This window comes from Pararobbsia alpina (genome assembly GCF_902859895.1).
Taxonomy (GTDB): Bacteria; Pseudomonadota; Gammaproteobacteria; order Burkholderiales; family Burkholderiaceae; genus Pararobbsia; species Pararobbsia alpina.
Genome location: NZ_CADIKM010000018.1, coordinates 90,090 through 101,134, shown reverse-complemented (window position 1 = coordinate 101,134; position 11,045 = coordinate 90,090). Strand labels below are relative to the sequence as shown.

Here is an 11,045-nt window from a genome sequence, read left to right as displayed (position 1 = left end):
AGAAACAGTCTGTCGACGCAGACATTCGGTTACACGGATCTGGAGAATCACGCGAGCGATTCGGGTGACACGATCGGCTTGAGTGCAAGCGGTGGCTTCGGACAGAGTACGTCGGGTGGAGTGAACCTCGATACGCCGGTCAAGCAGGGGGGGAGCAGCACGCCTGGACCGTTGAACTCGCAAGGCTTGGGGCCGAGTGGCTTCTCGACGGCGGGGACGAGTTCGGAGGCGTCGGGGACGACCCATGCGGTGGTCAGTCCCGGCACGATCACGGTTCGTGGCGATGCAGGAACGGGTCAGGACAGCACGGCCGGCCTGAGTCGCGACACCTTGAGCCGCGACACCCTGAGTCGCGATACCACGAGCGCGAACGGTTCGGTGCAGAACACATTCGATGCGCAGCAGGTGCAGAACGATCTGGCGGTCCAGCAGGGCGTCGGCCAGGTCGGGATGCAGGTGGTGGGCGATGTGGCAGGCGCGCTGGAAAGCCGTGCGAGTGCGGCCCAAGCCACGGCGGCGCTGGCGTACGAGAACGCGAAGGCAACCGGCGATCGCGCCGGGATGGCCCAAGCTCAGGCGGACTACGACGCGGCGACGCAGCAGGTCACGCTGTGGGGGAACGACGGAGCAGCGCGGATTGCCTCGCATGCGGCGGTGGCGGGACTGGGTGCGGCGTTGGGTGGAGGCCATGTTGCGGGAGCACTCGGTGGTACGGTTGCCGGCAATGTGGTGGGCAATACGGTCAGTGGTGCGATGAGCCGTGCGAGCGGTGCGGCGGGCGACACGCTGGGCGGGACGCTGATAGCGAATGCGGCGTCGGGGCTGGCGGGTGCGGTGGCAGGCGGAGCGCTGGGTGGAGTATCAGGCGCGACGAGTGGGGCCGGGGGGGCGTTGAATGCTGATCTGTACAATCGGCAGTTACATTCAGATGAAAAAACGGCGATCCGTGAGAACGCGAAGGGTGATGCGGCAGAAGAGAAGCGCCTGACCGCGGCCGCATGTTACGTTGTGCAGTGCTGGGCGGAGTTTTCGCCGAACAGTCCGGGGTGGCTGGCGAACTATGTGAGTCCGGAGGACGCGAAGGATCTGGGACCGGAGTTGCAGTGGGTGAACAGCCAGAAGGTGCAGAGCGGGCTGTTTGTCTACACGTTGCCTCAGCAGGCGAAGGATCTTGGGTTCAGTCAGCTGGATCAGTTCCGACGTGGCGTGGAGCAGTTCGGGCAGGACGTGAAGAACCTGCCGCGGGATGTCGCGAACACGCGTGTCGGGATGCCGGGCGATGTGCAGCAGGGGGATGCGGGTCCGCAAACCGATATAACAGGCGGCGGGAGCGACAGGACGCCGCCGACCGCGACCGCGGTGGTGACGCCGGGCGTCATATCGTGTGGCCCTGGCGTGCTGTGTCCAACGGTGAGTGCTTCGCCGGTGGTGACGCCGGGTGCGCCGATGCTGTCGAGCGGTGGTGGAGACAGCGAGTCGAGCGACGGTAGTCAGGCTTCTGGTTCGGGCGCTTCGTCCGATAGCTCGCAGGCTACAAGCAGCAGGTCTGTAGACGACGTAAACTTGGCATCGCCAAGCCGGACCGATCACATCTTGAACGGAGACGCCACTGGGGGTGGCCACCTTTGGCCTGGCGCCCCTGGCAAGTCTCCATTTCCAGAGGATTGGTCGGCCTCAAAGATCATGAACGACGTGTCCGATATTGCGACTGATCCGTCTATTCCCCAAACGGTTCAGACTAACGGCAGAATTGTGAAGGTTGGCACTCGCGATGGCATCAATATTCAAGTCGTGATTGAGCCGCCAAGGAAGGGGGGCGGGATCGTTAGCGCCTTTCCCACGAATGTTATAAGGAACCCGAAATGAAAATAGATCAGTCTCACTTCGATGGCATCGAGCAATTGCTACGAGAGGTACTTAACCTGCTTGGAGGAAAAATATCAGGCCGAGATAGAACAGATGTCGTTGATTACCTCGATCATGGTGAATACGGTATCGCTTACGAGCTGCTAACCTTCGTGCTCGACAATCAACAAATCACTCGACCGCCTTTGTTGAGAGAGGCGGGAAAAAAAATGGGAATGACTGACTAGCCTGCCAAAAACGATCAACGCTTCAGTACTGGATGTGCCGACTATTTTCAGTAACTTGGAGGCAACCCAGGCGCCACTGGCCGATAGATGTCTTAAATAAGTTGCTATATGCGACACGCAAATATTGACGGTCAAAACTAATGGTCCTGCGCCCGTATATCAAGGCATTTCGATCGGTGTTAGCTCAACCGGCTCATCGTTCGCGCCAAACCAGTTAGCGCGACCTGGTAGCCGTCCCCCGGCTACCGACCGACTGCTCGATGCCTCCTTCGGCCAACCGCTCGCTGTAGCGAATGTTGACGTATTGCGAGCCCTTGTTGGAGTGATGGATCAGCGTTCCGACACTGTCCGGCTGGCGGGCGTACGGCGCCTGTTCGAGTGAGTCCAGAACGAAGTCCGTCGTCATCGACGAACTGACGCGCCAGCCACTGCACGTTCCCGGACTTCAGCAGAAAACTTGTTCGACTTGTTCATGGCTCCATTCTCTCGAGAGTTGGAGCCTCCACCAAACTCGGGGCGGTTCAGATGAGATCGATCGGTGCCCCTTCGCAGCTTCCGGCCAAACAACTTGGCGACCAAAGTACATCGCGAACGTCGCGCGCCCTTCCGGCGGAAGGCGCGCGCCACGCCCACTACTTCGGCGTTCCACATTCTCCGCGGCGCGAGCGTTCTTCCGCCTCCTGGAGATCCTCCGGGTAGTAGGGATCGAAGGCCTTCGGATACCACCCGCACGCCTGGAGTCGCGCCAGGTCGGCCTGGTTCTTTTGATAAACGGGGTCGTCGGTCGCGCATGCCGACAGCAACAGGCCACAGGCGAATGCAGCCGCCAAGCCGACTGGCCGCGAGCCTTTCAAAAGTTGTTTCATTGTCGTTCTCCATGGGGCCAAAGGAGGGCTCGCGACCGAGTGCGGCAGGGGCGTCACCGCCTCGTGGTCAGAGCATCGCGCCAGCTTTTCGTCGCCACAGTGCCTTCGTCCATTGTATGTCTCCCATCGCTTCATGGAGAGGACAACCTCAATGCAGACGCCCCGGATCATCCCGAGGCAGCCTCACGATATTCCACTGTTCCGGTCCAAGGCCGATGCGCCGGTCGGTGTCCCGCTGCGCTCCAAGCGTCCCATCTGGAGCTCCCGGTGAGCGTATAGAATAGCCGCGCCCTTCCCTATCGGCCCGCGCGTTCATGCTTGCGAAACAAAGACAGCAACACATCCTCGACGAGCTCGGCCGGACCGGAGCGTTGTCGGTCGCCGAACTGGTTCGCGAACTCGACGTCTCGCGCGAGACGATCCGCCGCGACCTCAACGCACTCGCCGAGCGCGGCCTGCTCGTCACGACCCATGGCGGCGCCCTGAGCGCCGAGCACACCGAGCCCGACGTCGACACCCGCGAAGCCTCGAACGCCGCGGCCAAACGCGCGATCGGCCAGCGCGCGGCCGAACTGATTGCCGATGGCACCTCGGTCGTGATCGACTCGGGCAGCACGACGCTCGCTGTCGCCCGCGCGCTGCTCGATCGGCGCGGGCTGTCGATCTATACGAACGACTGGCGCATCGCGCTCCTGCTCGGCCGACGCAATGACAACCGCGTCGTCCTGCTCGGCGGCGAACTCTCGAGCCTCGAGGACGCCACCTTCGGGCTCGACACGATCCAGCAACTGCGCCAGTACCACGCGAACTTCGCGATCGTCGGTGCCGGCGGCATCACAGCCGAGGCGAATCTCACCGACTACTCGAGGATGGCGGCCGAGGTACGCGCCTGCATGCTCGCCGCCGCGCAGACCGCCATCGTTGTCGCCGATCACTCCAAGTTCGGCCGCGTGACGCCCGTGCGGGTCGCGAATTTCGAGACGGCCCGCTATCTCGTCACCGAACGCGCACCCGACAAGGCATTCCGGAAGGCGCTCGCCGCGCTCGGACCGGAGCTGCTGGTCGCTGCATCGCAGCAACGCCCCTGAATTTGCACAACGCCGCGTTATTGCCTTGACACACGTTTCGACCCATCAAACGATGCCGGCTCAAGAGTACAGCCCCAGTCGCACCATAGGTAGTATCCCTAGGTAACGGCCCTGCTGTGTGACAGCCCCGCGTCGCAGCCTAGGTCAACCCCGCATGAGCCATGGATCGCAATCCTAAGTTTGCAGCCTCCGCTTGTGCGGTTAAGTGGCGAAATGTGTCAGTTTTTGCAACTTTCCATTTTCGTCATCTCCGCGTCATAAGGAGCGCGGAAGCTTGCGATTTCGTTCAGCCTCTCCCGAGAAACCGAGCCATGATGAAGATCGCTGACCCGCGCACATTCCGAATGATCGTTCGCACCCTGGTGTCCACCGCTGCTGTGTTCGCCACGTTCGGCATGGCGACCCATGCATTCGCCGCCGGCGAAGTCGTGCTCTACACGGCGGACGGCCTCGAAAACCTCTACAAGGACGTGCTGCCCGCCTTCGAAAAGAAGGAAGGCGTGAAGGTCGCGATCGTCACTGCGGGCAGCGGCGAAGTCGTGAACCGCGCAACCGTCGAAAAAGATTCCCCGAAGGCCGACGTGCTCGTGACGCTGCCGCCGTTCATCCAGCAGGCGGGACAGACTGGCCTGCTGCAGACGTACCAGAGCGTCAACTACACGAACGTGCCGGCCATCGCGAAGGCGAGCGACGGCAGCTGGGCCACGTTCGTCAACAACTACTTCTCGTTCGCGATCAACCCGGACAAGGTCAAGACGGAGCCGAAGACCTTCGCCGACCTGCTCGACCCCGCCTATGCGGGCAAGGTCGCCTATTCCAATCCGGCGACTGCCGGCGACGGCATGGCGGTGATCATCCTGACGACTTCCCTGATGGGCGAAGACCCGGCATTCGACTACCTGAAGAAGCTCGAACAAAACGCCAAGTTCCACACGAAAGGCACGGGCTATCTCGACGTGCTGCTCTCGCGCGACGAAATCTCGGTCGCCAACGGCGACCTGCAGATGGATCTCGACGATGCGGCCAACGGTGGCCTCTCGATCAAGCCGGTGTTCCTCGCCGCCAAGCCGGGCGACAAACCGACGACCTTCCAGTTGCCCTATGCGATCGGCCTGATCAAGAACGGCCCGAACCAGGCGGTCGGCAAGAAGCTCATCGACTATCTGATGTCGGCCGACGTGCAGTCGAAGGTGCCTGACATCTACGGGATTCCTGGTCGTACCGACGTACCGCTCGCCGGCAAGAATGGCGAAGTGGTGAAGCAGGCGATCGCCGGCGTGCATCTGATCCCGGTCGACTGGAACCAGGTCATGGCGAAGAAGGCCGATTGGGTCGCGCGCTGGAAAAGCTCGGTGATCGGCGCTTCGAACAAGCCGCTTGAAGTCGTCAAGCCGAAGTAACACGCTGCCGGGCGATGGGCGAGGCGCTGAAACCACCCATCTTCCCGTCGACACAACGATCGACTTGGCCGTCACGCTCTGATCACCGGGTGGCGACCGGCGTGCGCGGTTCTTCCGCTGTCACATTCTGCTGGAGATAAACCGGTGACTCTTGCGAGCGCTTCCTCAATCCTGGGCACCGGTGCTGGAGCGGCAGCCCAGGCTGGCCACGAGGCCGCCGCCGTGCCGCGCGGCGCGGGTGTGCAGATCGACCACCTGACGGTGCGCTATGGCGAACGTGCGGTGCTCGACGACCTGTCGCTCACGCTCGAGCGCGGCGAACTGCTGACTGTGCTGGGCCGCAGCGGCTGCGGCAAGACCACCTTGCTGCGCTTCATCGCCGGCTTCGTCCAGGCCGATCATGTGACAGGCCGGCTGAGCGTCGCCGGCCGCGACCTGACCGACGCGCCGCCGCACCGGCGCAACCTCGGCCTGCTGTTCCAGAGCTATGCACTGTTCCCGCATCTGTCGGTCTTCGACAATGTCGCCTTCGGCCTGCGTGCGCGGCGCATGGTCCGCAGCGAGATCGCACGCCGCGTGGCCGATGCGCTGAAGCTCGTCCAGCTCGGCGATGCAGGTCATCTGATGCCGGCACAGTTGTCGGGCGGTATGCAGCAGCGCGTCGCCCTTGCGCGAGCGCTCGTGATCGAGCCCGATGTGCTGCTGCTCGACGAACCGCTCTCGGCACTCGACGCCAACCTGCGCGCCTCGGTACGCTCCGAGATCAAGGCGCTCCATGAACGCCTGCCCGATCTGACGATCGTCTGCGTAACCCACGATCAGGACGATGCGCTCGTGCTGTCCGATCGCACGCTACTGATGCGCGACGGCCGGATCGCCCAGCTTGGCACCCCGCAGCAACTCTATGAACACCCAGCCGACAGTTTTATCGCGAGCTATCTCGGCGCGGCAAACCTGCTCGCGCCTTCGCTCGTTTTCCCGATCGGCGATGCGCGTCACGGCGAGCGCGAACAGCTTGCCTGCCTGCGTCCCGAGCAGTTGCGCATCGTGCCGCTCGGCCAGGGACATCTGCATGGGGTGATCAGTGCGGTCGACTGGTACGGGGCGACTCTCTCGATCGCGGTGACGCTCGATGCACTGCCGGCCGAACCCGTGCTCGTGTCCATGCAGCGCGTCGCGGGCAGTATGCCGGTCAAAGGCGAGCGAATTTCACTGCACTATGGGGTCGACGATGTCGTTCTCGTCCGGCCCTGATACCGGGCGCGGCGCAGTGCTGCCCGCCGCCGTGAATGCTGACGCCAACGGCACTCCCGGCCGCCTGGGGACCGCGACGCCGATGCCGATGCCGATGCCGATGCCGATGCCGATGCCGATGCCGGGCGATGTTGCAGCATCGCTTGCCGCTGCCGCCGCGCGCGTGCCGCTTCAACAGGTGCAGCACCGGCGCCGCGAGCGCGCGGCCTGGTGGCAGATGATGTTCCTGCTGGTGACCGTACTCGGGCCCATCGTCGTCTATCCGCTCTTCCGCCTGCTCGCGCTGAGCGTGTCGGGCGAGCACGGCTTGAGCTTCGCGCCCTATGCGCGCTTCTTCGGCAATGCGGATACCCGCAGCGTGATCTTCACGACGCTCTGGGTCCTGTTCGCCAGCGCCGGACTCGCCTCGCTGCTCGGTATCGCCATCGCGGCCCTGCTGCATTTCAAGCCCTTTCCGGGCACGCGGCTGCTCACGCGTTTTCTCGAGCTGTTTGTCGCTTTCCCCTCGTTCCTGGTCGCGTTCACGCTGATCTTCCTCTACGGCTCGCAGGGCTCGGTGAGCATCGCGCTCCAGCAGATATTCCATCTCGATGCGCCACCGCTCGACTTCCTGTTCGGCACGGGCGGTGTCGTGCTTGCGGAGGTCGTCTTCTTCGCGCCGTTCGTCGTGCGGCCAACCCTCGCATCGTTCGCTCTGCTCGACATGCGGATCATCGAAGCCGCCCGCAGTCTCGGCGCGAACAGCGCGATGGTCGCATGGCGCGTCGTGCTGCCCCTCGCCTGGCCCGGCATCGCGGCCGGCACGATCTTGTGTTTCCTGCTCACGCTCAACGAGTTCGGCATCCTGCTCGTGCTTGGCAGCGCGCGGCTCGTCACCCTGCCGGTCGCGATCTTCAGCGCGGCGACGGTCGACCTCGATCTGAATGCGGCAGCGGCCGGCGCGGTGCTGATGCTCGCGATGTCCCTGTCGCTCTACCTGCTCTACCGCCATGTCAACCAACGCCACGTCCAACGTTCCCCGACCCGCTGAAGCGGCCCCGCCGCTGGCTTCGCGCGGAAGCCGCCGCCTGCGACGGGTGGCCGGCATGATCGCGGTCGCGTTTGCCGCGCTGGTCTGCTGCTGGCTGTTCGTGCTGCCGGTGATCGTCGTCGCGCTGTCGAGCGTCGCGGCCCACTGGTCTGGCACGATCTTGCCGACCGGCTTCAGTCTGCGCTGGTTCGAACGACTCGGCGGCAGCGATCTCGATGCGCTGACGACCAGCATCGTCGTCGGCTTCACGGTCGCGGGACTCGGCACGCTGCTCGGGCTGTGGCTCGCGCTTGCGCTCGAGGGCCGCGACCGCAAGGGTCTCGGCGCACTCGTCGACGGTATCGCCATGCTGCCCAACGGCGTGCCAAGCGTCGTGCTCGGGCTCGCGGTGCTGATCGCGTACCACAAGCGGCCGCTCGACCTGTCGGGTTCGGCGGCCATCGTCATCCTGGTTCAGCTCGCCCTCGTGCTGCCGTTTTGCTATCGGTGTGCGGCGGCCGCGCTGCGTCCTGAGCTCACGGTGCTGCGCGAAGCCGCGGCAAGTCTCGGCGCGCCCCCCTCGATGGTGCTCAGCCGCGTCGTACTGCCTCAACTCGTGCCAGCGCTGCGCGCAAGCCTCGCGCTCGGTTTCGCGCTGTCCCTCGGCGAACTCGGCGCAACCCTGACCGTCTATCCGCCGGGCTTCGCGACCACGCCGATCGTCGTGGTCGGCCAGGTCGAACGCGGCTACTACCTGCCGGCCTCCGCCCTGTCCCTGATCATGCTCGCCGCCTCGCTCGCCGCGCTGTCGTTGATCGCGGTCAGGATGCCCTCACGGCGAAAGCAGTGACGCCCTGACGCGGCGAGGGTGTCCGCTTCGTATGTGGCGTTACGTGCCTTAATGTTGCATAATGAGGCATTGTGAGCAAGGCACTTCGATCCCTCTCGATCCTTCCCCGCCTTCCACCACCTCGCGTCGATCGCGCCGGAGCGCTCGCGCCTGCGCGATTTCGATGGGATCCAATCGCGCTCAACCACCTGAACGCATGATGGCTACCGTGATCCATGAACATCCGTCGTTCCGCGCCGCACCGATGCTGATCGGGGGCCGGCGCGAGACGTGCGGGCGCGTGCTCGACGTGATCGATCCCTACTCGGGTCAACGTGTCGGCACGGTGCCGATGGCGGGCATCGAAGATGTGCGGCGGGCGATCGAAACCGCCTACGCATACCGGCCGCGGCTGACGCGCTATGCGCGCGCGCAGATTCTCGAGCGTGTCGCTGCGCTGCTGCGCGAGCGAACCGAGGAGGCCTCCGATCTGATCTCGCGCGAATCAGGGCTCTCGAAAAAAGACTTGCGCTATGAGATCGGCCGGGTTGCCGACGTGCTTCTATTCGCAGCGAAAGAAGCCCTGCGCGACGACAGCCAGAGCTTTTCATGCGACCTGACGCCGCACGGCAAGGCACGCCGCGTCTTCACCCAGTGCGAGCCGCTCGACGGCGTGATCGTCGCGATCACGCCATTCAACCATCCGATGAACCAGGTCGCGCACAAGGTCGCACCGGCGATCGCGACCAATAACCGGGTCGTGCTCAAGCCTTCCGAAAAAGTGCCGCTGTCGGCCCAATATCTCGCCGAGCTCCTTTACGAAGCAGGCCTGCCCGAGCCGATGCTCCAGGTCGTGACCGGCGATCCGCGGGAGATCGCCGACGAGCTCATCACACACCGTCACGTCCAGCTCGTCACCTTCACCGGCGGTGTCGCGATCGGCAAATCGATCGCGGCGAAAGCCGGCTACCGCCGGATCGTGCTCGAACTCGGCGGCAACGATCCGCTGATCGTGCTCGAAGACGCCGATCTCGACCGCGCGGCGGCACTCGCGGTTCAGGGTTCATACAGGAATTCAGGTCAGCGGTGCACGGCGGTCAAGCGAATGCTCGTGCAACGTTCGATCGCCGCGCCGTTCACGGAACGCTTGGTCGAATTGACACGGGCGTGGACATTCGGCGACCCGTTCGACGAGGACAACGAAATGGGCACGGTGATCGACGAACGGGCGGCACTGCTATTCAAGTCGCGCGTCGATGAGGCGATTACACAGGGCGCCCGGCTGTTGACGGGAAATACGCGGCGCGGTGCGCTCTTTGCGCCAACCGTGATCGATCGCGTCGATCCGTCGATGACCGTCGTGCGCGAGGAAACTTTCGGCCCGGTGTCGCCGATCATTGCGTTCGACACCGTCGACGAAGCGATCCGGATCAGCAACGGCACGGCCTATGGCCTCTCGTCGGGCATCTGCACCAACCGGCTCGATCTGATCCGGCGTTTTGTCGACGAGTTGCAGGTCGGCACCGTGAACATCTGGGAAGTGCCCGGCTACCGGATCGAGCTGTCGCCCTTCGGCGGCATCAAGGATTCGGGCCTCGGCTACAAGGAAGGCGTTCAGGAAGCCATGAAGAGCTTTACGAATCTCAAGACGTTCTCGCTGCCCTGGGGTTGAGCGCAGGCCGAGTCACTGAACGCGTCGGACATGCGCGCGGCGGCCGCCGGAACGGACCGGTTTCGACTGCGCGTGGCTCAGGCGCACAGAACTGACACACGGCCAGCGTATAAGAGCCCGAACCCCCGGCGCAACAGCGAAAAAGGAATCGCGGCATGGCACTGAGCATCAAAGACATTCGTCAGCTTTACGAACAACATGGCGGCATCGCATACAGCGGCGAGCCCGTGACGCAACTCGAGCATGCGCTGCAGACCGCCTTGCTCGCCGAGCAGGCGAACGCGGGTGACGATCTCGTTGTCGCCGCGTTTCTCCATGACCTCGGGCATCTGCTGAACCTGCAAGGCCATTCACCGACGGTGCAAGGCATCGACGACCAGCACCAGTATTTCGCACTGCCGTTTCTACGCCGCGTGCTGCCCGAAACCGTGCTCGAGCCGATTCGTCTGCATGTCGACGCCAAGCGCTGCCTGTGTGCGATCGACGCCCAGTATTTCGGCAAGCTTTCGGCCGACTCGGTACGCAGCCTGCGCCTGCAGGGGGGGGCGTTCGACGAGACCGAGGCGCGCGCGTTTCTCGACAAGCCCTATGCGGAGGACGCGATCCGCCTGCGTCGCTGGGACGATCAGGCAAAGATCGCGAGGCTGACGACGCCTGGACTGTCGTACTACATGGATGTCGTCTCGCAGGTTGCCGCACGGTTCGCGGAGCGCGCCGGCGTGAATGTCGACATGCGCGCGGGCGTTTGAGTCGCCGGCCTTCGGCGCGTCCCGCACCTCCCGGCACGCCAACACCCGTTGTGTCGCACCGCGCGCTACGCCTGCATGGGATGCA

Annotated in this window: 10 protein-coding genes and 1 pseudogene; 9 read left to right on the top strand and 2 right to left on the bottom strand. The window is 64.0% G+C overall.

From position 1 onward, the window contains the following. A partial coding sequence (locus HV670_RS17960; RefSeq protein ID WP_175106151.1) for an EndoU domain-containing protein occupies positions 1 to 1,866 on the top strand: 1,866 nt, incomplete at its 5' end. Beyond that, the gene (locus HV670_RS17955) at positions 1,863 to 2,093 is read left to right on the top strand and encodes a hypothetical protein (RefSeq protein WP_175106150.1); all 231 of its coding nucleotides are present in this window, start codon (positions 1,863 to 1,865) and stop codon (positions 2,091 to 2,093) included. The genes HV670_RS17960 and HV670_RS17955, both read left to right, overlap by 4 nt. Before the next feature lie 235 nt (positions 2,094 to 2,328). On the opposite strand, the pseudogene HV670_RS17950 reads toward HV670_RS17955, so the two are convergent. Both HV670_RS17950 and HV670_RS17945 read right to left on the bottom strand, forming a co-directional pair. Beyond that, positions 2,329 to 2,520 (bottom strand): annotated as a pseudogene (locus HV670_RS17950) (DDE-type integrase/transposase/recombinase); the annotation flags it as partial. Positions 2,521 to 2,725: 205 nt separating this feature from the next. Next, a complete protein-coding gene (locus HV670_RS17945) occupies positions 2,726 to 2,959 on the bottom strand; it encodes a hypothetical protein (RefSeq protein ID WP_175106149.1) in 234 nt (77 codons plus the stop codon). A 314-nt stretch (positions 2,960 to 3,273) separates the two neighbouring features. Between HV670_RS17945 and HV670_RS17940 the strand changes: the two genes are divergently transcribed. The 7 genes from HV670_RS17940 (at position 3,274) to HV670_RS17910 (ending at position 10,960) form a co-directional block, all read left to right on the top strand. Next, positions 3,274 to 4,047 (top strand): DeoR/GlpR family DNA-binding transcription regulator, encoded by a 774-nt coding sequence (locus tag HV670_RS17940; protein WP_175106148.1) that lies wholly within the window; start codon positions 3,274 to 3,276, stop codon positions 4,045 to 4,047. Positions 4,048 to 4,391: 344 nt separating this feature from the next. After that, positions 4,392 to 5,447: a 2-aminoethylphosphonate ABC transporter substrate-binding protein gene (phnS, locus tag HV670_RS17935; RefSeq protein ID WP_425511438.1), complete on the top strand. Its 1,056-nt coding sequence runs from the start codon at positions 4,392 to 4,394 to the stop codon at positions 5,445 to 5,447. Between the two features lie 222 nt (positions 5,448 to 5,669). Next, positions 5,670 to 6,701, top strand: a complete 1,032-nt coding sequence (locus HV670_RS17930; RefSeq protein WP_246257645.1) for an ATP-binding cassette domain-containing protein — start codon at positions 5,670 to 5,672, stop codon at positions 6,699 to 6,701. Positions 6,702 to 6,807: 106 nt separating this feature from the next. Continuing rightward, positions 6,808 to 7,731: a 2-aminoethylphosphonate ABC transporter permease subunit gene (locus tag HV670_RS17925; protein ID WP_175106160.1), complete on the top strand. Its 924-nt coding sequence runs from the start codon at positions 6,808 to 6,810 to the stop codon at positions 7,729 to 7,731. Then, positions 7,691 to 8,560 carry a 2-aminoethylphosphonate ABC transport system, membrane component PhnV gene (gene phnV / locus HV670_RS17920; RefSeq protein WP_175106146.1) on the top strand — a complete coding sequence of 290 codons (870 nt, stop codon included), beginning with the start codon at positions 7,691 to 7,693 and terminating at the stop codon, positions 8,558 to 8,560. The genes HV670_RS17925 and phnV overlap by 41 nt, the downstream gene beginning before the upstream one ends. 244 nt (positions 8,561 to 8,804) lie before the next feature. Further along, on the top strand, positions 8,805 to 10,211 hold the full coding sequence (phnY, locus tag HV670_RS17915; protein WP_425511437.1) for a phosphonoacetaldehyde dehydrogenase: 1,407 nt from the start codon (positions 8,805 to 8,807) through the stop codon (positions 10,209 to 10,211). A 155-nt stretch (positions 10,212 to 10,366) separates the two neighbouring features. Continuing rightward, complete coding sequence (locus HV670_RS17910) at positions 10,367 to 10,960, top strand: phosphonate degradation HD-domain oxygenase (RefSeq protein WP_175106145.1); 594 nt, start codon at positions 10,367 to 10,369, stop codon at positions 10,958 to 10,960. Positions 10,961 to 11,045 lie beyond the last annotated feature (85 nt).